This is a genomic window from Micromonospora kangleipakensis (assembly GCF_004217615.1).
Classification (GTDB): Bacteria; Actinomycetota; Actinomycetes; order Mycobacteriales; family Micromonosporaceae; genus Micromonospora; species Micromonospora kangleipakensis.
In genome coordinates this window covers 800,810-826,245 of sequence record NZ_SHLD01000001.1, presented here as the reverse complement: position 1 = coordinate 826,245, position 25,436 = coordinate 800,810, and the positions used below count along the sequence as shown (strand labels likewise).

Below are 25,436 nucleotides of genomic sequence, written 5' to 3'. Positions count from 1 at the left end.
CCCGGCGGTACGACGGGTCGGCGGAGACGGTGACCATCGATCCATCCTTCGCCCATACGGATGCGCCGCTTCTGGTACGCGTTGGCGGGCGTCCTCGCGCTGGTCGGCTGTCTCGGCCTGACCGCCACCGTCCCCGCGATGCGGCGGGCGATCTCGCCGCGGGCCGAACCAGCGCCCCTTCCGCTGCAGATCACCGGCTCCCGGTACGACCGGTTCACCGTCGACCTCGACCGGCCCGGCCGGTTCCGGATCCGGGTCACGGCGGTCCGCGAGCCGGACGACGGCGCGGAACGGACCCCACAGGGGTACCTGCTCGCCCAGAAGCCCGCCCGATCGCGCTGACCCCGTTCGCACCGCAGCCCTCGACGGAGATCAGCCGCGCGGAACTCGGTTGCCGGTCCGGCGGCGGTCAGCCCAGGATGGATGCTGCCGAACGCCCCCGGGTCCCGTTCCGGCGTAGCCGCGAAGGCTCTGTGCCGCCTGCTCGCGGCCACCATCACCGCGATGTACATGCTCTCGTTCGTCGGCGTTTCGCTCGATCTCGTCGCCTGGCAGCGCGCGTCGTATCCCCGGTGCCTCGAAGGCCGCCGATACCTGTCCTGGCTCGGCGGGGTACCGCCGGGACAGCGTCTCGCGCTCCTCGCCCTCGCGCCGATCGCCGTGGTCGGCCTCGCCTGGTGGCTCAGCTCGCGCTCCTGGCGGTCGTCCGTACCGTTCGCTCCAGCAGCCGCACGCACTGAGCGCAACCGTCTCGACGCGTCCGGCTACTGGACGGGCATGCCGCTCCTCGTCCGGCTACGGTCGATCCACATCGCGATCGCGTTGGCAACGGTGGACACGAGCCTGCTCGCGGCCCTTGTGCCCCTCGACGGCGCGGTGACCGGCCACGCCCTCCTCGCGGCTGCGGTGACTCTGCAGGTGGCGTGCCTTGTGCTGCTCTGCGTGCCGGTACCCACCGATCGGGGCAGCCAAGGCGCACGAATGGAGACAACCGCCCGTGCGGTCCTCGTCGCAGCCATTGGGCTGACCGCTGTGTGCCTCGGGTACGCGGCAACCCGGCCCGCCGAAGTTCCAGTGACCGGGTCCCTGCCCGGGTACGAGTCCATGGTCGCGTGGATCTTCCTCGGGCAGGCCGCCCTGCTGATCGCGCTCGGCGCGGTCGTGCTGTGGCAGAGCCGGGGTCGGCCCATCGCCCCGGCGTTGCTCCGCGACCTGGGCGCCCCGGCGGTGATCGCTGTCGCGATCGGCCTGGCGCTGGAGTTCACCGCCGGACTGGTCTACCGCGTCGCCGACTTTCTGGACCGCGGCTCCCTCCCCATCCCGCTCCGGCCGTTGCCGGCCGACGCCCCGCAGCTCCAGCCGCCGATCTCGTACCGGTGGTTGGTGCTGGGCTTCGGCGCCGCGGTGTTGCTGACCATCCTCGTGGAACTGTGCTGGAGTCGGCTGACGCTGCCCCGCCGGCGCCGGGCGGCGGCAGAAGTCGTCGCGCACGACTTTCCGGATGCCCCTGCGCATGCGAAGCCCCGCCTGCGAGACGTCCGCGACGCGATCGCGAAGGCACGGGTCACCGAGCGGCTGAAACCGTTGCCCGCCGGCTACCCGTTGGTCGCAGTGCTCAGCCTCGGCGCGGCCGGCTTCGCGCTGGCCCGCATCGCACCGGGCCAACTCGCCGCCCGGCTGGCTGGCGAGCAGGCGAGGACATTGGTGGACTTCGCCACCGATCTCGGCGCGTACCTCGTCGGGTTCTTCGTCGTCGGCCTCGCGATCGCCGGGCTGTTCGCCTACCGATCGCCGGCGATGCGGCTCGTCGGCGTGTTGTGGGACCTGGCCACCTTCTGGCCCTGCGCCGCCCACCCGTTCGCACCGCCCTCTTACGCCGAACGCGTGGTCCCGGACCTGGTCCGACGGACCCGCTACCTCGCCGAGCAGGGCAAGGTCCTGCTGTCCGGGCACAGCCACGGCTCGGCGCTAGTGGCCGCCACCATCCTGCAACTGCCGCCTGAGACGCTACGCCGGGTGGCCCTGCTGACCTACGGGTCACCGCTACGCCCTCTCTACGCCCGGCTCTTCCCGGCCTATGTCAGCAACGACGCGCTGCGTGAGGTGGGAGATCGGTTGGGCTGGCGTTGGCTGAACCTGTGGCGTGACACCGATCCCATCGGTGGTTGGATCTTCTCCCCCCATCGTCTCGGTGAGCAACCCGCGGTCAACGGTCCACCCGGCGGCGTGGACCGGCGCCTGCGGGACCCGCGTGACGTGACCCTGGCGTCATCCGACACCGTCCCTCCCCCAATCGACGGGCACTCGCGGTACCACGCGGACGACCGGTTCGACGCTGCCGTGCGCGAACAGGTGGCGCGGCTAGACGCCGTGTACCCGTAGGTGTTCGGCGAAGGATCGGGTGAAGCTCTCAAGCGCAGCCTGCCCTTTTCGCGGGTACCAAGCGATGGACGTCCGATGACTCCGCTGGTGGTGAAGGCGGCCATGCCCAACGTCAGCAGCCTTCCGCTGATTCTGTGGGCCAAGCCCACCCCCGTGGGTGAGCGGGTCTGGGTCTACCTGCGCCCCGGCCTGTCGATGGCCGACCTGGAGGGTCGTCTCGACCGCATCGCGGTCGCCTGCCACGCCGCCTCCGCCCTGATCGAGCGGGCCTCGGACGGCAACGCCGCGTATCTGCGGTTCGACATCAAGCGCCGGGAGGTCCTGACCGCCACGGTCGCCTCGCCACTGGTCGACGTCATCAACCCCGACACCCCGGCCACCGAGCGAGGTACGCGGTCGCTGGTGGAACGGGTCGTGGGGCCGGATGGCCCGGCGCGACATCTGGTTGGTTTCCGACGGCCCGCTTTGGCGGGTCCGTGGCCGCCTCGGCGGTGACGGAGGGCAGGAGGTCTCGTACGACTTCGCGGACGAAGCACCCGCCCGGTCGATGGTCGACCGGATGATGAAGACCTCGGCTGGTACGTGGCGAGACCTCACGGAGGCGGTCCGGCAGGAGGCCACCGACCGGACCTGGTCTCGGGAATGGGCCGACTGGCGCGACGCCGCCGGTTGGCCGAAGGAGCACGGCACGTTCCACGCCCTGCGGCACTTCTTCGCCACGACCCTGATCACCAACCACGCCGAGCCGCAAGACGTGCAGCGCATGCTCCGGCACAAGACGGCGCGGATCACGCTGGAGACGTAATGTCCACTGGCGGCCGAAGCGAGAACGTCGACGCGGGCTGATTAGAACGGTCCTGCAAGCCGCCGCGACTCGCACGGCACAAGCCTGAGACGACGCAAGATCAATGCTGTTCTGTGCCGGATGTGCCACATGATCTTGTTCCAGGAAAATGCCAGGTCAAGTGGTATGAGGGTGGAGCCCAGGGGACTTGAACCCCAAAAACGCGATCATGGGACGTCGGGGGTGTAGGCGGCCTTTGACCTGCTGTGAGCTCCGATTGACTTCCGTTGCCTGACACCTGTTTGCGGCCTCAGGTGGTCCCGATGTGGGTCCCGATGATCTTGCCGATCTTCGCCCTGGGCGTCCGGTCCGCCATGGACGCCATGCCGCCCACTCCCCCTGATAGGTGCCATCTGACTGAGCTGCGGAGCTTCAGTTTGGAAGGACGAAGATCACCGCCGACAAGGCCCTGGCGGGCCAGGCCAAGAGAGCGAGTGCGTGACCGCTCGTGCCCCCTGGCGACCGCCTGGGGTGCCGGCTACTGGCACGTGGATGGCACGGGACCGCCCCTGGAGTTTCTCGCCTACAGTGCCGAGCTGTGGATCTCGCTGACTGCTTGGAGCGTGTGCTCGAACTTCGAACGCTCGACCTCGCAACGCAACCTATACCCAGTCCTGATGCCGCTGCTTCACGCGTGGTGGGATACGACTTCCTGGCCCTGTACTTGAGTGCCACCGAAGAGTTCGACGACAATGCGCGGGCCTTTGAGGTCCTGGAGCGCTTCGAGCAGGACTGCGCTGGTCTCGAAGAGGCGTTGAGCCGGCTGTGGGGACCAGCTGAGAGCGTTGACCTACGGCCGTATATGGACCGCATGGTGCGGGGGGAGACGCTTCCGGAACTTCCCGGATTCCTTCTCGGCATCATGTCGGACGTGTCTGTGTGGCGCTTTGCAGATCGGAGCATCTGTGTCGGCGCCGGTGTGTGGGACACCCACGGCCCGGTGGTTCTGGTAGCCGCAGCGGGGGAGCTGTAGCGGGTGCTGGGCGGATCTCCTCGTCGGGCAGTCGCCAGACCGTCCAGCCTCCCCGGACGGGGACAAGGTGGAGCGCCCTACTGGACGAACGACCTTGGCCCCGTCCGGGGAGGCTGGTAGCCCTTGTGGTGCCCGGTAAGGTGATCCGCCCCGGCCGATCTCTGAGGAGGGCCGGGGTTCGGGGCAGAGCCCCGAGGTCTTCTAAGGTCTTGCCCCTCAGTGTGGCCGGCCGGCCCGGCCGATGCCGGCCGGAGGTCGCCAGCAGGCCGGGGCCGGGCCGGCGCGGCCCGCTTGCGGGCCGCCTTGATCCATAAGAGAAGAATTCGGCAGTGCGCGGGCCTCGGGAGCGTGTCCCCTCGGCAGTGCCCTCCGTCGACTGATACGAGACAGTCGTCCGGCAACTGATATGCGACACCCTCAGCGCACTGATCGCGGCACGACAGCGCATGTGACCTTGGGGCAGCAGTGCCGGGTAGCGCGCGCCCGGCGGACCGCACGGCACCGCCTCTTCTGGCAGGATCCGTCGGATGCGCAGACTGATGGTGCTCCTTCTCGTGATGGCTGTTGCCGGCTGCGGCGACGGTGACGCGACCGAGACGGGAGCCACCGAACAGTTCACCCAGGGCGGCGTCAGTATGGAGCCGACGGTCAAGGCCGGCCAGGTTGTCACCGCACGGACAGTAACCGGCACGTATGAGCCACGGCGCGGCGATGTCGTCCTGATCCGTTCCCCCGGCGGTCTCTGGGGTGACCGTAAGGCGCCGCTGCTCAAACGCGTCGTCGCGGTCGGCGGCGAAACCATCGCCTGCTGCGATACCTCGGGCAAGGTGACGGTCGACGGTAAGCCGCTGGCCGAGCCGTATGTGGCTGAGGACGCGTCGCTCGACGAGCCGCCGAACCCGAACTACTGCGGGCCGCGCCGGTTCGCCGCGGTTACCGTGCCGGCCGACTCCGTCTTCGTCATGGGCGATAGCCGCGCCCGGTCGAACGACTCCCGGTGTGCCGGGCCGGTGCCGGTGTCGTCGGTCTTCGCCGTAATGGTCGACTGACCAGGGCGCACCTGACACTTGCCACGGACGTACCGAGGTGGCCGACGCTAAGCGCTCGGACGGCGGCAGATGAGGATGTCCAGCAGTAGGTCGCAGCGGAAAGATCAGCCGTGTGCCTGACTGATCAGCGCCTTTCTGAGCGCGTCGAGCAACCCTCGACTGAAGGGGCTGTCCGCGTCCGGCGTCACAATAGTGACCAGCGACAAGCCGGCGGTGACCAACGTCGCCGGGTAGGGCTCGATGCCAATCCCCCTTCGTTCGTAGGGATCTTCATTGAGCTGGATCTCGACCGCTGGCTGGCTGGAGGACTCGTAGAGCACCGCAAACGGTCCCTCGGCGTGCTCCATGAGCGAGTACCCGAGATCGTCCCAGCGCCGCTCCATCTCCGCATCGCGCGCGACGTACACCTCACCTGCGCCGGCCGGTACCTGCGCACGCGTCGTCCGCCATGGAAGAAACGGCCCGACGTGTTCCCCGCCCGGGGCGACCAACATGTTCGGCCATCTGGCATGCAGATCATCCAGCATCGCTCGAATGCCAGCGTCGACCGGCGCGCCGGTGATGAAAACCGTGTCGTATCCCGTGATCATCAGCGCTCCGCTCTGCCGCGGATCCGTCCGCTCGCCCTTGTTGTGTGTGGCACGCGTCCTACTCGCGCCCATTCTCCGCAGAAGATGATCGCACTGAAGATCGTCCGAGCGACATCCTCAATTCGGCAGATCCGGATGCCGTCGGCGGTCCCGATCAGTGGCGGTAGCGGAGGTCTGCAGCGCCCCTCGGCCGCGCGCGCCTGGTCAGAACTTGGGCTCGACCGATGAGGGCAGCATGTCGGCCCACTTGCGTAGCACGTCGACGGCCTGGTCCCGGAGTGCTCCGTCGGCAACCTCTTCGCGCAGCGACCGGCGCTCGGCCGGCAGGGCGACCTCGCGGTAGAACTGAAGGTCTTCGAAGCCGTGGGTGGCTACGTCGTGGCTGCTGGCTCCGAAGATCAGTCGGGGGATGCGTGCCCAGTAGCAGGCCATGAGGCACATGGGACAGGGCTCGCTACTGGCGTACATGATTCCGTCTTCGAACAGGTGCCGCCCTAGGTTTCTGCCAGCGTGGCGCAGGACCATGACCTCGGCGTGTGCGGTCGGGTCCCGCAGGTCGACAACGCTGCTGGTGCCTTCACCGACGATCTATCCTGAGATGACGACGATGGCACCGAACGGGGTCTTTCCCTCGTCCTCCAGCGCGTGCCGTGAAATCTCGATGGCCCTCGCGAGGAACCGCTCATCTTGGGCGTCCATTTGTGAGGTCATGGTCTTCCTCCTTGCCGCCCTGACGTCTTACCGCCGTTGGATCTGCGCTTGGGCCAGGGCTTGAGTGGGGTGACGAATCGGAGTTCGGTTCGGTCGGCCGGGTATTCGGCGAATGATGCCGAAGACTTCGACCTTGCTGCCCGGACCGGCACTGCGCCGGAAGTGAAGCTGGACCAGGGCGAGCGGAACGTCACCTTCGCCGTGTACGTAGACCGTTGGCGTCTGGCCCGGAACATCGGATGGGCGTTGGAGACTCGGCGGCGCATCGAGTCGAACGTGCGGGGCACCTAGTCCCGGAGTTCGGCAACCGGCTCGTCCGCTCGATCACCCAGACCGATGTGCTGCTGTGGCTGGCGCAACGTCTCGGCGCGGGTGTGCCCCAGTCCAGCCTGCGTCTGTACTTCGAGCTATTCGACGCGATCATGGGAGCGGCAGTCACGGACAAGGTGATCCCGGACAACCCGTGTGATGGGATCAAGCTGTCGCAGGTGTTCCGGGGGCTCAGCCGCGCGCCGAAGTGGGTGCCCGAGGAGAGCGACGTGCTCCGCCTGTTCGATGCGGTGCCCGACCGCTATCACGGGCTGCTGTGGCTCGGCGCGGGCGCGGGTCTGCGGATCAGTGAGGCGCTCGGTCTTGAGCACGGACCGCGCTGCCTGGACGCGGACCATGAGGAGCTACACATCGTCCAGCAGTTGCGGTACGCGCCGCAGGAGTACCAGGGCGGCTTCTACCTCAGTACGCCTAAGGGCGGCTCGGCCGGCACGGTCGACCTGGACCCGATGGTCGCTTCCGCGCTGCGCCGCCACCTCCAGGAGTACCCACCGACCGAGGTCGAAATGATCGACGTAACCTCGGGCAATCCGGTGCGCCGTCGCGCCCCGCTGCTGTTCACCACCACCCACAAGAACCCGTTCACCGACCGCACATGGTCGGCCGAATGGGTCAAGTGGCGGGAGAAAGCAGGCTGGCCCAAGAGCATGGCGGCTTCCACGCCCTGCGGCACTTCTTCGCCACGACGCTGATCACCAACCACGTGGACCCGAAGGAAGTCCAAAGGGCACTGCGGCACAGCACTCTGCAAATCACCCTGGAGACATACGTCCACTTCTGGCCACGCCGAGAGCGTCGGCGCGGTGTCGTGGGTGACGTGCTGCGGGCCGCCGCTGGTCACCAGGACCATCGGTAACGTGGTCCCGATGTGGTCCCGACGATCTTGCGAGGTGTTCGGCCGCAGGTCAGAGGCGGTATGAGTGGAGCCCAGGGGACTTGAACCCCTAACCCCTGCCTTGCAAAGGCAGTGCTCTGCCAGTTGAGCTAGGGCCCCGAGGGCGGGCGGAGCCGCCTGGTGCTGTCAGTCAGAGAGCGGATGCTCAGCGCAGGTCGGGCGCGGTGGTCGCCTCGTGCCACAGGGCGCGCTCGTCGTTCGAGGCCTTGACCTTCTTGGCCACGACGGCGGCCACGCCGACGACGCCGACCAGGATCAGAAGCTTCTTGAACATGAGGCGACCCCTCGCGCTCGACTACCGTCGGACGGTGTGCGGTGGGGCTAGCTGGAATCGAACCAGCGACCTCAGAGTTATCAGCTCTGCGCTCTAACCGACTGAGCTATAGCCCCGCATAGCGACGAGCAAGGTTAACCCATCGCCGCGGCCGGCCCCAAATCGGGGTGTCCGTGGCGCGGCTCTCACCCGCGCCAGCTCGAACCTACCCGGATGCGCGATGCCGGGGCGACCGCTTTACGCGGCGCCCCGGCATCCCGGCAGGTTCAGTCCCGCTCGGCGAGCGTCAGCTCGATCCCGCCGACCAGGTCGGCGCAGACGTTGTAGACGAACGCGCCGAGGGTGGCGAGCGCGGTGAACAGCACGACGTTCACCAGGCCGATCAGCGCCGAGCTGAGGATCACACCCCTGGCGGTGATCTGGAAGCCACCGCCGCCCTGGCCGCCGGCGGCGACCAGGTCGGTCAGGCTGTCGTTGACGCTCTTGAACACGCCCATCGCGTCCAGGGCCAGGTAGAGCACCGAGGTGGCGACGACCACCACGATGAACAGCACCACCGACACGGCGAACGCGAACTTCATCACGGACCACGGGTCGATCCGCTTGAGGTTCAGCCGGGCCCGGCGCGGTCCGCGGGACGCGGCCGAGCTGACCGAGGTACGCGCGGCCCGTACCGCCTCACCCACGCGCGCGGCGCCGACGGCCGCCGCGCCGCTGATGCCCGGCGGCAGGCCGCCGCCGTTGGCCGGACGGTTGGGCGTGCCCGGGCGGGCGCCGTCCGGGGACGGCCTGGTGGCGGTGCCGATGCCGGACGCGACCCGCGGCTGGGTGCCGGTGGCCCCGGTCGACGGCCGGGCCGCCGCGATCGGCTGTGTCGAGGCCGGCTTCGCCGCGGGGGCCGCCGGTGCGGCCAGGCCGTCGGCGGAGGTCGGCGCGTCGACCTTGGCCTTCTCAGTCTTGTCGCTCGCCCCCGAGTCCTCCGAGGGCGTCTCCGGCGGCGGTGTCATACCGGGGGCCCGGGTGAATTTCGGGGCAGGCGCGTCGGCGGGGACGGTGGCCCGGCCCACGGCCGCGCGGCCGGTCGCTGGTGCGCCGCCCTTGGCGGCCTCCTCGTCGACCGGGTTGGCCGAGGTCCCCGTGTTCCCCGACTTCGCCTGTGTCTCCGTCATTCAACTAGTCCTGTTCGTCAGGCTCGTCGGCATTGCGAGCAATCGCCACGATAGTCACGCCGTCCGGGAGGTCCATCAGCTTGACCCCCATTGTGTTCCGGTCACGCGTACGGCGTACAGGCTTCACCGGAGTCCGGATCACGCCACCGTTGCTGGTGATCGCGAACAGCTCGTCGTCCGGGTCGATCACCACCGCACCGACCAGACCACCGCGTCGTTCGGTGATCTTCGCAGTCAGCACGCCCTTACCTCCCCGGCCCTGGACCGGGTATTCCTCGATCGGGGTACGTTTCGCGTATCCCCCGTTCGTCGCGACCAGCACGTCCAGGCCCTCGCGGACAACCTCCATGGCCAGCAGGACGTCGTCCTCGCTGAACCGCATCCCGATCACGCCCGAGGTGGCCCGGCCCATCGGCCGCAGCGCCTCGTCGCTGGCGTTGAACCGGATCGCCTGCGCGTTCTTGGAGACCAGCAGCAGGTCGTCCTCCGGCCCGACCAGGGCAGCACCGACCAGCTCGTCCTCATCGCGCAGGTTGATCGCGATGATGCCGCCGGAACGGGGGGAGTCGAACTCCTCGAGCCGCGTCTTCTTCACCAGGCCGTTCTTCGTGGCCAGTACCAGGTAGGGAGCCACCTGGTAGTTCGGGATTTCGATGATCTGCGCGATCTGCTCGTCCGGTTGGAAGGCGAGCAGGTTGGCCACGTGCTGGCCCTTGGCCACCCTACTGGCTTCGGGAAGCTCGTACGCCTTGGCCCGGTAGACGCGGCCCTTGTTCGTGAAGAACAGGATCCAGTCGTGGGTGGAGCATACGAAGAAGTGGCTGACGATGTCGTCCTGCCGCAGCGTCGCGCCGCTGACACCCTTGCCGCCGCGGCGCTGGGAGCGGTAGAGGTCGGCCTTGGTGCGCTTGGCGTACCCGGTGCGGGTGATCGTGACGACCACGTCCTCGCGGGCGATCAGGTCCTCCATCGAGACCTCGCCCTCGAACGGCACGATCTTCGTGCGCCGCTCGTCGCCCCACTTCGCGACGATCTCGCCCAGCTCGTCGGAGACGATCTTCCGCTGCCGCTCCGGCTTGGCGAGGATGTCCTTGAGGTCGGCGATCTCGATCTCGAGCTTGGCCAGGTCGTCGAGGATCCGCTGCCGCTCCAGCGCGGCCAGGCGGCGCAGCTGCATGTCCAGGATCGCGGTCGCCTGGATCTCGTCGATCTCCAGCAGCCGGATCAGGCCCTGCCGGGCGTCGTCGACGGTGGGCGAACGCCGGATCAGGGCGATCACCTCGTCGAGGGCGTCCAGGGCCTTGGCCAGGCCGCGCAGGATGTGCGCCCGCTCCTCGGCCTTGCGCAGCCGGAACGCGGTCCGCCGGCGGATCACGTCGATCTGGTGCTCGACGTAGTAGCGGAGGAACTGGGCCAGGTTGAGCGTGCGCGGCACCCCGTCGACCAGGGCCAGCATGTTGGCGCCGAAGGTCTCCTGGAGCTGGGTGTGCTTGTAGAGGTTGTTCAGCACCACCTTGGCGACCGCGTCGCGCTTGAGCACGAGCACGATCCGCATGCCGGTACGCCCGGAGGACTCGTCCCGGATGTCGGCGATGCCGGCGAGCTTGCCCTCCTTGATCAGCTCGGCGATCCGCTCGGCCAGGTTGTCCGGGTTGACCTGGTAGGGCAGCTCGCTGACCACCAGGCAGGGACGGCCGCGCTTGTCCTCCTCGACCTCCACCACGGCGCGCATCCGGATCGAGCCGCGCCCGGTCCGGTACGCGTCCTGGATGGCGGTCTGGCCGACGATCAGGCCGTGGGTGGGGAAGTCGGGGCCCTTGACGATCTCCAGCAGCGCCTCGAGGGTGGTCGCCTCGTCGGCCTCCGGGTGCTCCAGGCACCACTGCACCGCCGCGCCGATCTCGCGCAGGTTGTGCGGCGGGATCTTGGTGGCCATGCCGACCGCGATGCCCTCGGAGCCGTTCACCAGCAGGTTCGGGATCCGCGACGGCAGGATGGTGGGCTCCTTGGCCCGGCCGTCGTAGTTGTCCTGCAGGTCGACGGTGTCCTCGTCGATGTCCCGCAGCATCTCCATCGCCAGCGGGTCGAGCTTGCACTCGGTGTACCGCATGGCGGCGGCCGGGTCGTTGCCCGGCGAGCCGAAGTTGCCGTTGCCGTCGACCAGCGGGTACCGCAGGGACCAGGGCTGCGCCATCCGGACCAGCGCGTCGTAGATCGCCGAGTCGCCGTGCGGATGGAACTGACCCATCACGTCACCGACGACGCGGGAGCACTTCACGTAGCCACGGTCCGGCCGGTAGCCGGAGTCGAACATGGCGTAGAGGATCTTGCGGTGGACCGGCTTGAGCCCGTCCCGGACGTCCGGCAGGGCCCGCCCCACGATGACGCTCATCGCGTAGTCGAGGTACGAGCGCTGCATCTCGACCTCGAGGCCGACCGGCTCGATCCGGTCGTGCGCCACGACGGCGGCGGCTGTCTCCGGGATCTCCGGCTCGCTCGGGGTGGACTCGGGAGTATCGGTCACTGTTAACCCTTATCAGACTCAGAGTCGTTTTCGTGCTGTGGATAACGGCTGTGGAAACCGGCCAAGTTGTGGATAACCCTGTGGACCGCCGGGCCGGCCGGTGGATCTCCGGCCAGCCCGGCGCGGTCCGTCAGATGTCGAGGAACCGCACGTCCTTGGCGTTGCGCTGGATGAACGAGCGGCGCGCCTCGACGTCCTCACCCATCAGCACGCTGAACAGCTCGTCGGCGGTTGCGGCGTCGTCGAGCGTCACCTGACGCAGCGTACGGGTGGCCGGGTTCATCGTGGTTTCCCACAGCTCGGGGTAGTTCATCTCGCCGAGACCCTTGAACCGCTGGATGTCATCCGGCCGGGCGTTGGGCTTCTTCTGCTGGCGCAGCGCGATCAGCCCGTCCCGCTCCCGGTCCGAGTACGCGTACTGGGCGTCGTCGCCCTTCTTGTTCCACTTGATCTTGTAGAGCGGCGGGGCGGCCAGGTAGACGTGGCCCAGCTCGACCAGCGGCCGCATGAAGCGGAACAGCAGGGTGAGCAGCAGCGTCTGGATGTGCTGGCCGTCGACGTCGGCGTCGGCCATCAGCACCACCTTGTGGTACCGCAGCTTCTCCATGTCGAAGTCGTCGTGGATGCCGGTGCCCAGCGCGGTGATCAGCGCCTGGACCTCGTTGTTCTTCAGCACCCGGTCGATCCGGGCCTTCTCCACGTTGAGGATCTTGCCGCGGATCGGCAGGATCGCCTGGGTGCGCGGGTCGCGCCCCTGCTTGGCCGAGCCGCCGGCGGAGTCACCCTCGACGATGAAGACCTCGGACTCGCGCGGGTCGGTGGACTGGCAGTCGGCCAGCTTGCCCGGCATCGAGCCGGACTCCAGCAGCGACTTGCGCCGGGCCAGCTTCCGCGCCTGCTGCGCGGCGATCCGGGCCCGGGCCGCCTGCGAGGCCTTCTGGATGATGGTCTTGGCCTCGGCCGGGTTGCGGTCGAACCAGTCGACCAGCCGGTCGTTGCAGACCCGCTGCACGAAGCTCTTCACCGGGGTGTTGCCCAGCTTGGTCTTGGTCTGGCCCTCGAACTGCGGGTTGGTGAGCTTGACCGAGATGATCGCGGCCAGGCCCTCGCGGATGTCCTCGCCGGAGAGCTTCTCGTCGCTCTTGAGCAGCTTCTTCTCCGCGCCGTAGCGGTTGACGACGCTGGTCAGCGCGGCCCGGAAGCCCTCCTCGTGGGTGCCGCCCTCGTGCGTGTTGATGTTGTTGGCGAAGGTGTAGACCGACTCGCCGTACGACTCGTTCCACTGCATGGCGATCTCGACCGACATGCCCTCCTCCTCGGCGTCGAACTCGACGACCGTCTTGTGCATCGGGTTCTTGGAGGCGTTGAGGTGCCGGACGAAGTCGGCGATGCCGCCGTCGTAGCGGAACGTGACCTCGCGGATCTTGCCTTCCTCGCCCTCCGGGACCCGCTCGTCGAGCAGGTGGATGGTGATGCCGCGGTTGAGGAAGGCCATCTCCTGCAGGCGCCGGTAGATGGTCTGGAAGTCGAAGTCGACGGTCTCGAAGACGTCGGCGTCGGGCCAGAAGGAGACCGCCGAGCCGGTCCGGTCAGTCGTCTCGCCCTTCTCCAGCGGGGACGGCTTGGAGTTGGCGTACTGCTGCCGCCAGACGAAGCCGGACTTGTGGATCTCCACCGCCATCTTCGTGGAGAGGGCGTTCACCACCGAGACGCCGACGCCGTGCAGACCGCCGGAGACCGCGTACGCCTTGCCGTCGAACTTGCCGCCCGCATGCAGTACGGTCAGCGCGACCTCGACACCCGGCTTCTTCAGCTTGGGGTGGAGGTCGACCGGGAAGCCACGGCCGTTGTCGGTGACCCGGACCCCGCCGTCGGCGCGCAGCACCACGTCGATGGTGTCGCAGTAGCCGGCCATCGCCTCGTCCACGGCGTTGTCCACGACCTCCCACACGAGGTGGTGCAGACCACGTTCGCCCGTCGACCCGATGTACATGCCGGGCCGCTTACGGACCGCCTCCAGCCCCTCCAGGACGGTGATCGACTCGGCGCCGTACTCCTGCTTGTCCTGCGTTGCCACCCTCGGCCACTTTCTCGCGCCGACCGCGCCGAGGCGCGGGGGCGCGGGTTCGGCGGACAGGACGCGACGTCGGCGCACGGACCGGCCCCGGGTTCTCCAGGTCACGGATCGCGTACGCCGGTCGCCGCGGTTGCCCGCGGATCGCGATCGGCTCGACCCGATCCGGGACAATGATCAAGGGCCCTCGGGGGCCCGTGTCCGTCGCTCCGGGTCGGGTCTTCGTCTCGTCGTCAATCTTACTGTGCGCACACGACTAAACCGCCACTCGGCACCCCTGCGGGGCGGCTGAGACCTCCGTAGCCGGCCGAACCGTGCTGTCTGCGACTCCCCCTACACGCCAGGCCCCTATCGGGGGCGCGACCGGCCACCGGATCGATACTCGGGCGTAACCGCCCAGGGGTCGCGGCCGAACCGGACGTGCCGTACCTTTGCGGCGCCCGCCGCAGCGGTCTTGATCTTTCCCGGACGGAACCGGGACGATCGAACCGATCGGTCCGACAACGTGTTGTAAGAGGTGACGCCAGATGGGGCTGGACAATGTCGCGGTGCACTGGCCGCGGACCGGCCGCTTCTACGACCCGGTCGCGCCGGCCGAGTTCGTCGACTTCGGCGAGATCGCGGACATGCCCCGGATCTCCGCCCCGACCGCGGCGCTCGCCGAGCTGATCGCCAAGACCGGCACGGTGCGGGCGACCGCGTACACCGAGCTGGTCGACCTGATCCTCGGGCTGGAAAATGTGCTCTACGCCACTGACGCCGCCGCCGAGGACGAGGACCCGGTGATCGACCCCGACGGGTGCTCGTGGATCGCCGGCGGGGTGGAGAAGTTCGTCGCCCAGCACCGGCCGTTCGGCGAGGCGGTGACCTTCGAGTCGGTCAGCGAGGTGCTCCGCTCGCTGATGGCCGACGGTCGCCTCGCCGAGCAGCAGCTGCGCTGGCTCGACACCCGGCTGGACGGGCTCCGCGACGAGAACGGCGACCCGCCGCAGTGGAACTTCACCTGCGCCGAGCTGAGCGTGCTCGCCGCCTTCTACCGCCGCTGCGCCGACCGCGGCTTCGCCGTCTACGCCGACGCCTGACCGTCGGCGGTTCGCTGCAGGTCGCGGTCTCCTACTGACGGGATACCGCGACCTGCCGACTGTCGAGTGGATCAGCCGTAGGTGTCGCGCGGGCCACGGCCGCGGACGCGGCGGGGGCCCCGGGACCAGGACGGCGCGGCCGGGCCGTGGATGTGCAGCTTGCGCACCACGTTGTGGCCGACCTCGCTGGCGATCTGCTTGATCAGCGAGCCGGCGAGCAGCCGCAGCTGGGTCGCCCAGGCGGTGGAGCGGGCCTCCACGGTCAGCTCACCGTTCTCCAGCTTCACCGGGCGGCTGTGCTGGGCCACCTCCGGCCCGACCACCCGCTCCCAGGCGCCGAAGACCGTCGCCTCGGCCGCCGGCTGCTGCCAGCCGCGCGCCTTCACCAGCCGGTTCAGCACCGCGCCGAGCGGCTGCGGGTCACGCGGGTCCGGCCCGGGTCCGGAGTAGCCGCGCAGCCGGCGCTCCCCACCACCGCCGTCGCCGTCCACCGCGCTCCGGCGCGGCCTCGCCGCCGCCTGCCGGCGGGCCTTCGCCGCGTCCAGCACCGCCCGGGCCAGCTCCGGCCCGGCCGGCCCGGCCTCACCGTCGGTCGCGCCCGTCGACGCCGGCCCGCCGCCGGACGAGGCCTCCGCACGGGCCGACGCGGCCCCGCGCTCCGCGGCCGCGTCGTCGGCACGCCCGTCCGCCGGGCGCGCGCCACGCCCACGCCCGCCAGCGGCGGCTCCGGCGGCACGCCCGGCCCGCTCGTCCGCTCCGCTTCCGGGGTTACGACCACCGCCCGCCGGTCCCAGCCGGGCCGGTGGGAGCTGCGGCTCATCCGACACGGCGTACCGTCCCTTCGCCCACCTCGTACCGGGTGCCGCGCAGGGCCGCCGGCACGTCGTCGTCCACCGCGCAGGTCACCAGGAGCTGGCTCGCCCCGCCGACCAGCTCGGCCAGCCGCTCCCGGCGGCCGGTGTCCAACTCGGCGAAGACGTCGTCGAGCACCAGCACCGGCTCGATGCCGTCCGCGCGCAACAGGTCGTACCCGGCCAGCCGCAGGGCCAGCGCGTACGACCAGGACTCGCCGTGGCTGGCGTACCCCTTCGCGGGCAGCGGCCCCAGGGTGAGCGCCAGGTCGTCCCGGTGCGGCCCGACCAGCGTCGTGCCCCGTTCGATCTCCGCCGAGCGCGACTCGACGAGCGCGGCGGTCAGCGCCTCGGCCAGCGCGGCCCGGTCCACGGTCGGGTCGGGCAGCTCCAGCGACGGCCGGTACGCGATCCCACGACCACCGCCCGCCGGTCCCAGCCGGGCCGGTGGGAGCTGCGGCTCATCCGACACGGCGTACCGTCCCTTCGCCCACCTCGTACCGGGTGCCGCGCAGGGCCGCCGGCACGTCGTCGTCCACCGCGCAGGTCACCAGGAGCTGGCTCGCCCCGCCGACCAGCTCGGCCAGCCGCTCCCGGCGGCCGGTGTCCAACTCGGCGAAGACGTCGTCGAGCACCAGCACCGGCTCGATGCCGTCCGCGCGCAACAGGTCGTACCCGGCCAGCCGCAGGGCCAGCGCGTACGACCAGGACTCGCCGTGGCTGGCGTACCCCTTCGCGGGCAGCGGCCCCAGGGTGAGCGCCAGGTCGTCCCGGTGCGGCCCGACCAGCGTCGTGCCCCGTTCGATCTCCGCCGAGCGCGACTCGACGAGCGCGGCGGTCAGCGCCTCGGCCAGCGCGGCCCGGTCCACGGTCGGGTCGGGCAGCTCCAGCGACGGCCGGTACGCGATCCCGGCCGCCCCCTTGCCCGCCGCCACCGCGTCGTACGCCTTGGTCACGTGCGGCGCGAGCGCGGCGACCAGCTCCAGCCGACCGGCGAGCAGCTCCGCGCCGTGCTGCGCCAGGTGGGTGTCCCACACCGCGAGGGTGGAGAGGTCTCCGCCCCGCGAGCCGCCCGTCTTGCGGGCCAGGTACGCCGTCCGGAGCAGGGCGTTGCGCTGCTTGACCACCCGCTCGTAGTCGGCGCGTACCCCGGCGTACCGGGGCTGCCGGGTGACCAGCAGGTCGTCCAGGTAGCGGCGGCGCTCGGCCGGGTCGCCCCGGACGAGTTCCAGGTCCTCCGGGGCGAAGAGCACCAGCCGCAGCGCGCCGAGCACGTCCCGGGCGCGGCGGGCCGGCGAGCGGCCGAGCCGGGCCCGGTTGGCCTTGCCGGGGACGATCTCCAGCTCGATCAGGAGTTCCCGCCCGTCGTGCACCACCGCGCAGCGGATCACCGCCGAGGAGGCGCCCATCCGGACCAGCGGGGCGTCCGTGGCGACCCGGTGCGAATCCAGGGTCGCCACGTAGCCCAACGCCTCGACCAGGTTGGTCTTGCCGACGCCGTTCGCGCCGATCAGCACGTTCGGGCCCGGCTCCAGGTCGACGCCGACCCGCTCGTAGGAGCGGAAGTCGACCAGTTCGAGCCGGCGGACGTACACAGGCTGTGGATACCGGTCAGCGCTTGCGGACGGCGTGGCCGCCGAACTGCTGGCGCAGCGCGGCGACGGCCTTCATCGCGGGCGAGTCTTCCTGCCGGGAGGCGAACCGGGCGAAGAGCGAGGCGGTGATGACGTTCAGCGGCACGGCGAGCCGGACCGCCTCGTCGACGGTCCACCGGCCCTCGCCGGTGTCCTCGGTGTAGCCGCTCAGCTCGGCCAGCTCCGGGTCCTCGTCCAGCGCGCGGTCGAGCAGGTCGAGCAGCCAGGACCGGACCACCGTGCCCTCGCGCCAGGACTTGAAGACGCCCGGCACGTTGGTCACCAGCTCCGAGGCGGCGAGCAGCTCGTAGCCCTCGGCGTAGGCGTGCATCAGGCCGTACTCGATGCCGTTGTGCACCATCTTGGCGTAGTGCCCGGCGCCGACCGGCCCGGCGTGCACGAACCCGAACTCGCCCTCCGGCTTGAGCGACTCGAAGATCGGCATCAGCCGCTCGACGTGCTCCTGGGCGCCGCCGACCATCAGGGCGTACCCGTTCTGCCGGCCCCAGACGCCGCCGGAGACGCCGACGTCGAGGTAGCCGATGCCCCGCTCGTTGAGCCGCTCCGCGCGCGGGCCGTCGTCGCTGAAGCGCGAGTTGCCGCCGTCGATGATGATGTCGTCCGCGCCGAGCACGCCGGCCAGCTCGTCGATGGTGGCGTCGGTGACGCCGGCCGGAACCATCACCCAGACCGCGCGCGGCGACTCCAGCTTCTCGGCCAGCTCCGCCAGGCTCGCGACGTCGCTCAGCTCCGCGTTGCGGTCGAAGCCGACCACCTCGTGACCGGCGGCGCGCAACCGCTCGCGCATGTTGCCGCCCATCCGGCCGAGTCCTACCAGGCCGAGCTGCATCTGCTCCTACCTCCGTGCGTCTGGGGTCTGCTGGGGCGCGATCAGCGGGACACGCGGATCGGCATGATGAGGTACCGGTACCCCGGGATGACCTCCCCATCCTCGCCGGCGGGGGAAATCACCGCCGGCTTGAAGGCGTCGACGAACGAGAGCAGGGCGTACTGGGCACCCAGGTTGGCCAGGCCGTCGATCAGGTACTGCGGATTGAAGCCGATGGCCAGCGGGTCACCGGTGAAGATGGCCTCCATCGCCTCGCTGGCCCGGGCCTCCTCGGTGCCACCGGCCTCGACGACCAGCCCGTCGGCGCTGAAGCTGAGCAGCACCGGCGTGGCCCGCTCGGCGACCAGGGCGACCCGCTTGACCACCTCGATCAGGGTGCTCACCGGAACCCGCGCCTCGGCGTTGTGACTGGCCGGGAAGAGCGAGCGCACCGGCGGGTAGTTGGCGCCGTCGAGCAGCCGGCTGGTGGTCCGGCGGGTGCCGCCGGAGAAGCCGATCATGCCCTCGCCGGCGCCGCCCTGGGAGAGCGCCATGTTGACCTGGCCGCCGAGCGGGCCGAGCGCCTTCGCCGTGTCGTTCAGGGTCCGGGCCGGCACCAGGGCGTTGATGCTCACCTCGGGGTCGTCCGGGTTCCACTCCATCTCGCGCAGCGCGAGGCGGTAGCGGTCGGTGGCGAGCATGGCGAGCGTGCCGCCGGAGAGCTCGAGGCGTACGCCGGTCATCATCGGCAGCGTCTCGTCGCGGCCGGCGGCGACGGCGACCTGGGCGACGGCCGCCGCGAACGCGGCGGCGTCGACCGTGCCGGCGCTCTCCGGCATCTCCGGCAGGGCCGGGTAGTCCTCCACCGGCATGGTCGGCAGGGTGAAGCGGGCGCTGCCGCAGACCAGCTCCAGGTGGGCGCCGACCGCGGCGATGTCCACCGGCTTGGCGGGCAGGGCCTTGGTGATCTCGGCGAGAAGGCGGCCGGAGACGAGGGCGGCACCGTCGGCGTCCCCCTGCACCTCGACGGTGACCTGGCTGGAGACCTCGTAGTCGAAGCCGGAAACCTGGAGGTTGCCGTCGGTGACCCGGAGCATCACCCCGGCCAGCACCGGTACGGAAGGTCGGTTGGGCAGGCTCTTGGCGGTCCACGCGACCGCCTCGGCGAGCGCGTCGCGCTCCACTCGGAACTTCATCAATGCCTCCGCGTCGACGTCAGCGACAACTCTCTCATGCCGACCGCTGCCCACCGTCCCGCCCGACCGTGCGGGTACCCATCGCACCTTAGGGCGCATGGGCATCGGCTGTGCGCCCGACCCCATGGATCCAGGTGCCCGGGCGACTGCCGGCGGCAGCGCTCCGGCCCGATCCACAGGAAGTCCAACGGTGATGATTGGTTTTTGTTGTTTAGAAGAGATAACTCATCGTCTTCATCGCACCTGTGCAAACTGTGGAGAACCGACGTCTGCGCAGGCCAGACAGGTTATCCACCGGTGGTTTGGCTGTGGAGAACCGGGGGCAAAACCCGTGTCCGGATCCACAGGCGCAGTCGACCCCCAGGTTGTCCACGGTTGTCCACCGGTTGTCCACCGGTAATCCACCGGGTTTCTCCCCAACGTTGTGGACAGGCTGGACGGCGTTGATCGACGTCGTCCCCAGAACCTTCAACAGGCCGCCCACAGGTCGACCGTCGTCGGTGGACAACTCGACCGTCGTCCCCAGGCGTCCACAGCCTCGTCCCCAGGAGTTGTCCACAGTCTGTGGGTAACCGCCCATGGACGGAGCGTGGTTATCCACCGTCTGTGGAACAGGGGATGTGGACAACCGGGCGGTCCTGTGGACGAACATGACAGCCATCCTGGGCCCTGAAGCCGGTGCAGGGTCAACCCCGGGGCGTCCACAGACGCGGAGAACGCCCGGCCGAGGCTCGACCGGGCGTTCCTGGCGCCAGCACCGGCGGACGCCGGTGCTGGCGTACGACTCAGGTGTTCTGCTTGATCCGGTTGGTCAGCTCGGCGATCTGGTTGTAGAGCGAGCGCCGCTCCGCCATCTGCTGGCGGATCTTCCGGTCGGCGTGCATCACGGTGGTGTGGTCCCGGCCGCCGAAGGCCTGCCCGATCCGGGGCAGCGACAACTCGGTCAACTCCCGACACAGGTACATGGCCACCTGCCGGGCGTTGACCAGCACCCGGGAGCGGGACTGGCCGCGCAGATCCTCCAGGCTCACCCCGAAGTAGTCCGCGGTGGAGACCATGATCTGGTCGGCGTTGATCTCCGGCCCGGCGCCGTCGGGCATGAAGTCCCGCAGCACCTCCTCGGCCAGCGACAGCTCGACGGTCGACCGGGTGAGGCTGGCGAACGCGGTGACCCGGATCAACGCCCCCTCCAGTTCCCGGATCGAGTTCGACACCCGGGAGGCGATGAACTCCAGCACGTCCGGCGGGGCGTACATCCGCTCCTGCGCCGCCTTCTTCTGCAGGATCGCGATCCGGGTCTCCAGGTCCGGCGGCTGGATGTCGGCCAGCAGGCCCCACTCGAACCGGGTCCGCATCCGGTCCTCCAGCGTGGCGAGCTGCCGCGGCGACCGGTCGGAGGTGATCACGATCTGCTTGTTGGCGTTGTGCAGGGTGTTGAAGGTGTGGAAGAACTCCTCCTGGGTGCGCTCGCGGTTCTCCAGGAACTGGATGTCGTCGATCAGCAGGATGTCGACGTCCCGGTAGCGGCGCTGGAATGCCTGGGTCTTGTCGTCGCGGAGCGAGTTGATGAAGTCGTTGGTGAACTCCTCGGTCGAGACGTACCGCACCGAGCGGGCGTTGCCCAGCGTCGTCGCGTAGTGGCCGATGGCGTGCAGCAGGTGGGTCTTGCCCAGCCCGGAGCTGCCGTAGATGAAGAGCGGGTTGTACGCCTTCGCCGGCGACTCGGCCACCGCGACGCTCGCCGCGTGCGCGAAGCGGTTCGAGGAGCCGATGACGAACGTCTCGAACATGTACTTCGGGTTGAGCCGGTTGCCGCTCTCCGCGCCGCCGGGGCGGCGGTCGTCCCGGCCGCCCGGCCGGCGATCCATGCCACCGCGACCCGGTCCGCTGTCGGTACCGCTGTCCCGGGGCAGGCCGCGCAGCGGCTGCGGGTCGGCGGCGGCGCTCTCCCGGTACCGGGGCTCGTACCCGCGGGTGTCGGCGGCCGGCGGCTCGACCCGGGCGGCTCGTTCGTCGAAGCCCCGGCGCTCGGCGGGCCGGGCGGCGGACAGCGGCTCGGCGAAGGCCGCGCCGAACAGGGTGTCCTGACCGTCCCGGCTGGCCGGGATGAGCTGCGGCCGGCCGCTGTCGGCGGTGCGCTGCCGGGGCGCCGGCTCCTCGGCCGGCGGCTCGGGGCGCTCCTCCCGGTAACCGGCTTCGTCGCCCCGGGAGGGGTAGCCGGTTTCGTCGGGCCGCGACGGGTAGCCGAGCCCGGGGAAGGCGGTGCCGTCCGGGGCGGGGCCGGTCTGGTCGAAGCCGGCGAGCAGATCCTGGGGTGGCTCGAGGTCGGCCGGTTCGGGGCTGGCCCGGTAGACGGTGCCCGCGGGCCGGGCGGCGGGGTCCTCGGCGACGCGCACGGTGACGGCGACCTGGATGGACCGGCCGAGCCGCCGGCTGAGCGCCTCGGTGATGGCCGGGCGGAGCCGCGACTCGATCACGTCCCGGGTGAAGGCGTCCGGCACGGAGAGCAGGGCGGTGTCCTCGACTATCGCCCGCAGCCGGGTGAGGCGCAGGTACGCCCGTTGCTGCGCGGAGATGATCTCGTCGGCGAGTTCGTCGGTCGTCGCAGTCCACACCGCGGCGAGGTCGGTCGCTCCGGTCACCGTCGTGCCACCCCCCTCGCCTCTGCTCCCGGCCGCCGCTGCTGTCCAGCGACCGTTCCGGGCCCGCCACCGCGTTCGTGCGGGTGTGCGTCACACCCACCCGGACGGCTGACCGGTCGTCATCCACAGGTTATCCACAGCCTGTGCACCGACGATTGTGGCCGCCCACCGGACGCGGGTCGGACCTGCCCCCTGATCCACGAGGGGTGCTGAAGCGGGTTCACCGTGCCGAACGATTCACTGCCTTGTCCGGTCTTGCCTGTCAGCGACAACCCGGACCCCCCGACGCTGACCGCAATCGGGCACGCTAACAGCGCGGACCCTGCGGCATCAACCGTCGAGGTGGTGGCACCCTTGTCAACATCAGTGAAAACCGCCCCTTCGGTCGTGCTCCGGGCGCGCTGGCGGGCGCGGGTGTGATGTTTGACGGTCATTGCCCCCCTGCGTAGGCTGGAGCGGCTGCTCTCTCGCCCTCTGCTAGGGTGATGGGTGCTTGCTGTCCGCGGTCGCTTCCCCGCATCGCCGAGGTTCCGCGTCGCCGGGCAGCACCGATCGGAGGCCACCGCCGAGGTGGCCTGGACCACCACACGACCCCGGGCGATCCCCCGCGTGGGGCGTACGAAAACGGAGAGCCTGACGTGAGCAAGCGCACCTACCAGCCGAACAACCGCCGGCGCGCGAAGACCCACGGCTTCCGGCTGCGCATGCGCACCCGTGCCGGCCGCGCCATCATCGCCACCCGTCGCGCCAAGGGCCGCACCACCCTGTCGGCCTGAGGCCGATCGGTCCGGTCCGGGGACGTGGGCAGTCGTGCTGACGGCCGCACAGCGACTGCGGCGCAGTAGCGACTTCGCCGCAGCGGTCCGGGGTGGCCGACGCGTCGGCCGCGGCGCCGTCGTGGTGCACCTGACCCTCCCCCCGACCACCGGACCCACCGCGACAACCTCGCCGGAGCCGGCGCGGAAGACCGGTGCGGAGACCTCCGCACCGAGCCGCGCCGGCTTCGTCGTGTCCAAGGCCGTCGGCAACGCCGTGGTCCGGAACAAGGTCCGACGGCGGCTCCGGCACCTGGTCCGCGAGCGGCTCGACCAGCTCCCCGCCGGGAGCACCCTGGTGGTACGGGCACTGCCCGCGGCCGCCGAGGCGTCGTACGCCCGGCTCGCGGCCGACCTGGACGCCGCCGTCGCCGCCGCGCGGGTCCCCCGGGGTCGGCGGCCCCGGTGAGCGGCGGAAACGGCGCCCCGCGGCCGATGACAACCGGTGCCCGAGTGCTGCTGGCGCCCATCGTCGCGTACCGTCGTTGGATAAGCCCGGCGCTGCCGGCCCGCTGTCGGTTCTACCCGTCGTGCAGTGCCTACGCCGTGGAGGCGGTGTCCCGGCACGGTGCGTTCCGGGGAGCCTGGCTGACGGTCCGGCGGCTGTCGCGCTGCCACCCCTTTCACCCAGGTGGTCATGACCCGGTGCCGGAGCCGGGCGGTCACCGCCGTGCCGATGTGACTGGAGCCTGAGAATTGAGTCTCGACTGGATCTACTACGCGATCTCGTGGATCCTGCTGACCTGGCACTCGGCCTGGGACGCCATCGGGGTGCCGATCGACGCGGTGATCGGTACGAACTGGTCCTGGATCCTTGCCATCATCTTCCTGGTGGTGACGGTCCGGGTGATCCTCTTCCCGGTCTTCGTCAAGCAGATCAAGTCGCAGCGGGCGATGCAGGCGCTCCAGCCGAAGGTCAAGGAGCTCCAGGAGAAGCACAAGGGTGACCGGGAGACGCTCCAGAAGGAGATGATGGAGCTCTACCGGAAGGAAAAGGCCAACCCGCTGATGGGCTGCCTTCCGATGTTCCTCCAGATCCCGGTCTTCCTGGGCCTCTTCCACGTGCTGCGCCGGCTCGACCCGGCCAAGCAGAGCAAGACCCTGTACGGCTGGACCGTCGAGCAGTTCGACAGCGCGTCCAACGCCAAGCTCTTCACTGCCCCGATCGCCGGCAAGTTCGGCTCGACGGCCGACGAGCTGGCCCGCCTCGGCGCCAACGGCGGCACGGTCAAGCTGATCGCCGGGATCCTGGTCCTGATCATGATCGCCACCACCTACCTGACCAGCCGTCAGATGATCCTCAAGACCGGTTGGGCGGAGGACCCGCAGCAGCGGATGGTGCAGCGGCTGATGCTCTACGGCATCCCGGTGTCGCTGCTGGTGTCCGGCTCGATCTTCCCGATCGGTGTGATCATCTACTGGGTCACCAACAACCTCTTCACCCTCGGGCAGCAGCAGTGGGTGCTCCGCAAGTTCCCGCCGCTGGTGACCCCCAAGCCCGGCGCCGCGGGCCGCACCGGCGCGCAGCCGGTGAAGACCGGCGGCCTGCTCGGCCGCAAGGCCGCCCCGGCGCCGGCGAAGCCGCAGGTCACCACCCCCAAGGTGGCCGGCCCGAAGCCCGGTGCCAAGCCGGTCAACCCGAAGAAGACCCGCCCGGCCAAGCGGCAGGGCTGAGCCTCCGGGCCGCCGTCGGGACCCCGGCGGCGGCCCCTTCCGGCCCCGTGCAGCCACCGTTCGGTCGGCGCCGGGCCGGAACCGCCGCGCGCAGCGCGGTCCCGGGCGAAACTGCCCGTACAGACGTGCCCGTGGGCACCGGCGAGACCTCCCGCCGGCCCCGGGAGACCAGCGGACCCGACGGTCCGGCCGAGCGAGTACGGAGATGAGACCGTGACCGACACCAGCATCCCCAGCGCCGAGCAGTCCCTGGACGAGGAGACCGCGCCGGCCGCCGTTGCCGACGACGTCGAGGAGATCGAGGCCGAGGCGGCCCGGGAGAAGAAGGCGCCGGCCGAGAGCGAGCTGTTCCGGCAGAGCGAGATCGCGGCGGACTACGTCGAGGGCCTGCTCGACATCCTCGACTACGACGGCGACATCGACGAGCTGGTCTCCGGCGGCCGTCCGGTCGTCGAGGTGGTCGGTGCCAGCCTGCAGAACCTGGTCGGCCAGCGCGGCGCCACCCTGGAGGCGCTCCAGGAGCTGGCCCGGCTGGCGGTGTTCCGGCAGACCGGCACGCCGAGCCGGCTGCTGCTCGACGTCGGTGGCTACCGGGCCAACCGGCGCAAGGAGCTCGCCGCCGTCGCCAAGAACGCCGTCGAGAAGGTCAAGGAGTACGGCGAGCCGGTGCGCCTCGAGCCGATGTCCGCGTTCGAGCGCAAGTGCGTGCACGACGTGGTGAACGCGATGAGCGGCGTGGAGAGCGAGTCCGAGGGCGTCGAGCCGAACCGGCGCATCATCGTCCGGCCGGCGGACTGACCGGGTGACCCACGACGAGACAACGGCGGGTGCCGTGTCCGGCCCGGGCGGTACGCCGTCCGGGCCGTCGCCTGTCCGGCCCGAACTCGCCGCCGAACCG

At 70.1% G+C, this 25,436-nt stretch carries 25 protein-coding genes, 2 tRNA genes and 2 pseudogenes; 14 read left to right on the top strand and 15 right to left on the bottom strand.

Annotated elements, in window-relative coordinates; all coding sequences use genetic code 11:
* Nucleotides 1-60: 60 nt before the first annotated feature.
* The 6 genes and pseudogenes from EV384_RS04015 (at nucleotide 61) to lepB (ending at nucleotide 5,248) form a co-directional block, all read left to right on the top strand.
* Nucleotides 61-342, top strand: a complete 282-nt coding sequence (locus tag EV384_RS04015; protein WP_130330234.1) for a hypothetical protein — start codon at nucleotides 61-63, stop codon at nucleotides 340-342.
* Between the two features lie 162 nt (nucleotides 343-504).
* On the top strand, nucleotides 505-2,382 hold the full coding sequence (locus EV384_RS04010) for a hypothetical protein (protein ID WP_130330232.1): 1,878 nt from the start codon (nucleotides 505-507) through the stop codon (nucleotides 2,380-2,382).
* Between the two features lie 117 nt (nucleotides 2,383-2,499).
* Nucleotides 2,500-2,760, top strand: a pseudogene (locus tag EV384_RS04000) (hypothetical protein); the annotation flags it as partial.
* Between the two features lie 181 nt (nucleotides 2,761-2,941).
* Entirely contained in the window at nucleotides 2,942-3,187 is a 246-nt protein-coding gene (locus tag EV384_RS03995; protein WP_242623930.1) for a tyrosine-type recombinase/integrase, read from the top strand.
* Nucleotides 3,188-3,764: 577 nt separating this feature from the next.
* A complete protein-coding gene (locus tag EV384_RS03990) occupies nucleotides 3,765-4,199 on the top strand; it encodes a hypothetical protein (protein WP_130330230.1) in 435 nt (144 codons plus the stop codon).
* A 527-nt stretch (nucleotides 4,200-4,726) separates the two neighbouring features.
* The gene (gene lepB, locus EV384_RS03985) at nucleotides 4,727-5,248 is read left to right on the top strand and encodes a signal peptidase I (RefSeq protein WP_130330228.1); all 522 of its coding nucleotides are present in this window, start codon (nucleotides 4,727-4,729) and stop codon (nucleotides 5,246-5,248) included.
* A gap of 104 nt (nucleotides 5,249-5,352) precedes the next feature.
* Here lepB and EV384_RS03980 read toward each other — a convergent pair whose 3' ends face one another.
* The 3 genes from EV384_RS03980 to EV384_RS36665 form a co-directional block, all read right to left on the bottom strand.
* A complete protein-coding gene (locus EV384_RS03980) occupies nucleotides 5,353-5,838 on the bottom strand; it encodes a hypothetical protein (RefSeq protein ID WP_130330226.1) in 486 nt (161 codons plus the stop codon).
* Nucleotides 5,839-6,042: 204 nt separating this feature from the next.
* A complete protein-coding gene (locus EV384_RS03975; RefSeq protein ID WP_130330224.1) occupies nucleotides 6,043-6,426 on the bottom strand; it encodes a nucleoside deaminase in 384 nt (127 codons plus the stop codon).
* Nucleotides 6,427-6,549 carry a hypothetical protein gene (locus EV384_RS36665; protein ID WP_278045586.1) on the bottom strand — a complete coding sequence of 41 codons (123 nt, stop codon included), beginning with the start codon at nucleotides 6,547-6,549 and terminating at the stop codon, nucleotides 6,427-6,429.
* A gap of 239 nt (nucleotides 6,550-6,788) precedes the next feature.
* Here EV384_RS36665 and EV384_RS03965 point away from each other — a divergent pair, with 239 nt between their 5' ends.
* Together EV384_RS03965 and EV384_RS37185 are read left to right on the top strand one after the other, a co-directional pair.
* The gene (locus EV384_RS03965) at nucleotides 6,789-7,571 is read left to right on the top strand and encodes a site-specific integrase (protein ID WP_130330220.1); all 783 of its coding nucleotides are present in this window, start codon (nucleotides 6,789-6,791) and stop codon (nucleotides 7,569-7,571) included.
* On the top strand, nucleotides 7,475-7,735 hold the full coding sequence (locus EV384_RS37185; protein WP_130330218.1) for a tyrosine-type recombinase/integrase: 261 nt from the start codon (nucleotides 7,475-7,477) through the stop codon (nucleotides 7,733-7,735). Before EV384_RS03965 ends, EV384_RS37185 begins: the two co-directional genes overlap by 97 nt.
* Nucleotides 7,736-7,800: 65 nt before the next feature.
* Here EV384_RS37185 and EV384_RS03955 read toward each other — a convergent pair.
* From EV384_RS03955 to gyrB, 6 genes are all read right to left on the bottom strand, one after another.
* Nucleotides 7,801-7,873, bottom strand: a tRNA-Ala gene (locus EV384_RS03955).
* Between the two features lie 46 nt (nucleotides 7,874-7,919).
* Nucleotides 7,920-8,048: a DLW-39 family protein gene (locus EV384_RS35745; RefSeq protein ID WP_240943722.1), complete on the bottom strand. Its 129-nt coding sequence runs from the start codon at nucleotides 8,046-8,048 to the stop codon at nucleotides 7,920-7,922.
* Between the two features lie 42 nt (nucleotides 8,049-8,090).
* Nucleotides 8,091-8,164: transfer RNA gene (locus EV384_RS03950), tRNA-Ile, on the bottom strand.
* A 150-nt stretch (nucleotides 8,165-8,314) separates the two neighbouring features.
* Nucleotides 8,315-9,217 (bottom strand): DUF3566 domain-containing protein, encoded by a 903-nt coding sequence (locus EV384_RS03945; protein ID WP_130330216.1) that lies wholly within the window; start codon nucleotides 9,215-9,217, stop codon nucleotides 8,315-8,317.
* A 4-nt stretch (nucleotides 9,218-9,221) separates the two neighbouring features.
* On the bottom strand, nucleotides 9,222-11,741 hold the full coding sequence (gene gyrA / locus EV384_RS03940; RefSeq protein WP_130330214.1) for a DNA gyrase subunit A: 2,520 nt from the start codon (nucleotides 11,739-11,741) through the stop codon (nucleotides 9,222-9,224).
* Between the two features lie 130 nt (nucleotides 11,742-11,871).
* On the bottom strand, nucleotides 11,872-13,818 hold the full coding sequence (gene gyrB / locus EV384_RS03935) for a DNA topoisomerase (ATP-hydrolyzing) subunit B (RefSeq protein WP_130330212.1): 1,947 nt from the start codon (nucleotides 13,816-13,818) through the stop codon (nucleotides 11,872-11,874).
* A 524-nt stretch (nucleotides 13,819-14,342) separates the two neighbouring features.
* Between gyrB and EV384_RS03930 the strand changes: the two genes are divergently transcribed.
* Nucleotides 14,343-14,897 (top strand): hypothetical protein, encoded by a 555-nt coding sequence (locus tag EV384_RS03930; protein WP_130330210.1) that lies wholly within the window; start codon nucleotides 14,343-14,345, stop codon nucleotides 14,895-14,897.
* Between the two features lie 71 nt (nucleotides 14,898-14,968).
* Here EV384_RS03930 and EV384_RS03925 read toward each other — a convergent pair whose 3' ends face one another.
* The 6 genes and pseudogenes from EV384_RS03925 to dnaA form a co-directional block, all read right to left on the bottom strand.
* On the bottom strand, nucleotides 14,969-15,724 hold the full coding sequence (locus EV384_RS03925; RefSeq protein WP_242623929.1) for a DciA family protein: 756 nt from the start codon (nucleotides 15,722-15,724) through the stop codon (nucleotides 14,969-14,971).
* Nucleotides 15,714-16,172: pseudogene (locus tag EV384_RS03920) on the bottom strand (DNA replication/repair protein RecF); the annotation flags it as partial. The gene EV384_RS03925 and the pseudogene EV384_RS03920, both read right to left, overlap by 11 nt.
* A gap of 37 nt (nucleotides 16,173-16,209) precedes the next feature.
* Complete coding sequence (gene recF, locus EV384_RS03915; protein WP_130330208.1) at nucleotides 16,210-17,343, bottom strand: DNA replication/repair protein RecF; 1,134 nt, start codon at nucleotides 17,341-17,343, stop codon at nucleotides 16,210-16,212.
* A 16-nt stretch (nucleotides 17,344-17,359) separates the two neighbouring features.
* Complete coding sequence (gene gnd / locus EV384_RS03910; protein WP_130330206.1) at nucleotides 17,360-18,232, bottom strand: phosphogluconate dehydrogenase (NAD(+)-dependent, decarboxylating); 873 nt, start codon at nucleotides 18,230-18,232, stop codon at nucleotides 17,360-17,362.
* A gap of 41 nt (nucleotides 18,233-18,273) precedes the next feature.
* Nucleotides 18,274-19,407 (bottom strand): DNA polymerase III subunit beta, encoded by a 1,134-nt coding sequence (dnaN, locus tag EV384_RS03905; RefSeq protein ID WP_130330204.1) that lies wholly within the window; start codon nucleotides 19,405-19,407, stop codon nucleotides 18,274-18,276.
* A gap of 785 nt (nucleotides 19,408-20,192) precedes the next feature.
* Entirely contained in the window at nucleotides 20,193-22,049 is a 1,857-nt protein-coding gene (dnaA, locus tag EV384_RS03900) for a chromosomal replication initiator protein DnaA (protein WP_130330202.1), read from the bottom strand.
* Between the two features lie 638 nt (nucleotides 22,050-22,687).
* Between dnaA and rpmH the strand changes: the two genes are divergently transcribed.
* From rpmH to EV384_RS03875, 5 genes are all read left to right on the top strand, one after another.
* Nucleotides 22,688-22,825 carry a 50S ribosomal protein L34 gene (rpmH, locus tag EV384_RS03895; protein ID WP_130330200.1) on the top strand — a complete coding sequence of 46 codons (138 nt, stop codon included), beginning with the start codon at nucleotides 22,688-22,690 and terminating at the stop codon, nucleotides 22,823-22,825.
* A 34-nt stretch (nucleotides 22,826-22,859) separates the two neighbouring features.
* A complete protein-coding gene (gene rnpA / locus EV384_RS03890) occupies nucleotides 22,860-23,273 on the top strand; it encodes a ribonuclease P protein component (protein WP_130330198.1) in 414 nt (137 codons plus the stop codon).
* Nucleotides 23,274-23,299: 26 nt separating this feature from the next.
* Nucleotides 23,300-23,557, top strand: a complete 258-nt coding sequence (yidD, locus tag EV384_RS03885; RefSeq protein WP_130330196.1) for a membrane protein insertion efficiency factor YidD — start codon at nucleotides 23,300-23,302, stop codon at nucleotides 23,555-23,557.
* 3 nt (nucleotides 23,558-23,560) lie between these two features.
* Nucleotides 23,561-24,538 (top strand): membrane protein insertase YidC, encoded by a 978-nt coding sequence (gene yidC / locus EV384_RS03880; protein WP_130330194.1) that lies wholly within the window; start codon nucleotides 23,561-23,563, stop codon nucleotides 24,536-24,538.
* A gap of 213 nt (nucleotides 24,539-24,751) precedes the next feature.
* Entirely contained in the window at nucleotides 24,752-25,336 is a 585-nt protein-coding gene (locus tag EV384_RS03875) for a Jag family protein (RefSeq protein WP_130330192.1), read from the top strand.
* Nucleotides 25,337-25,436: the final 100 nt, after the last annotated feature.

Coding starts and splice junctions, on each gene's coding strand:
- EV384_RS04015 (WP_130330234.1), top strand. CDS start 61: ATGCGCCGCTTCTGGTACGCGTTGGCGGGCGTCCTCGCGCTGGTCGGC.
- EV384_RS04010 (WP_130330232.1), top strand. CDS start 505: ATGTACATGCTCTCGTTCGTCGGCGTTTCGCTCGATCTCGTCGCCTGG.
- EV384_RS03995 (WP_242623930.1), top strand. CDS start 2,942: ATGATGAAGACCTCGGCTGGTACGTGGCGAGACCTCACGGAGGCGGTC.
- lepB (WP_130330228.1), top strand. CDS start 4,727: ATGCGCAGACTGATGGTGCTCCTTCTCGTGATGGCTGTTGCCGGCTGC.
- EV384_RS03980 (WP_130330226.1), bottom strand. CDS start 5,838: ATGATCACGGGATACGACACGGTTTTCATCACCGGCGCGCCGGTCGAC.
- EV384_RS36665 (WP_278045586.1), bottom strand. CDS start 6,549: ATGACCTCACAAATGGACGCCCAAGATGAGCGGTTCCTCGCGAGGGCC.
- EV384_RS03965 (WP_130330220.1), top strand. CDS start 6,789: ATGGGCGTTGGAGACTCGGCGGCGCATCGAGTCGAACGTGCGGGGCAC.
- EV384_RS37185 (WP_130330218.1), top strand. CDS start 7,475: ATGGTCGGCCGAATGGGTCAAGTGGCGGGAGAAAGCAGGCTGGCCCAA.
- EV384_RS35745 (WP_240943722.1), bottom strand. CDS start 8,048: ATGTTCAAGAAGCTTCTGATCCTGGTCGGCGTCGTCGGCGTGGCCGCC.
- EV384_RS03945 (WP_130330216.1), bottom strand. CDS start 9,217: ATGACGGAGACACAGGCGAAGTCGGGGAACACGGGGACCTCGGCCAAC.
- EV384_RS03930 (WP_130330210.1), top strand. CDS start 14,343: ATGGGGCTGGACAATGTCGCGGTGCACTGGCCGCGGACCGGCCGCTTC.
- gnd (WP_130330206.1), bottom strand. CDS start 18,232: ATGCAGCTCGGCCTGGTAGGACTCGGCCGGATGGGCGGCAACATGCGC.
- dnaN (WP_130330204.1), bottom strand. CDS start 19,407: ATGAAGTTCCGAGTGGAGCGCGACGCGCTCGCCGAGGCGGTCGCGTGG.
- yidD (WP_130330196.1), top strand. CDS start 23,300: ATGACAACCGGTGCCCGAGTGCTGCTGGCGCCCATCGTCGCGTACCGT.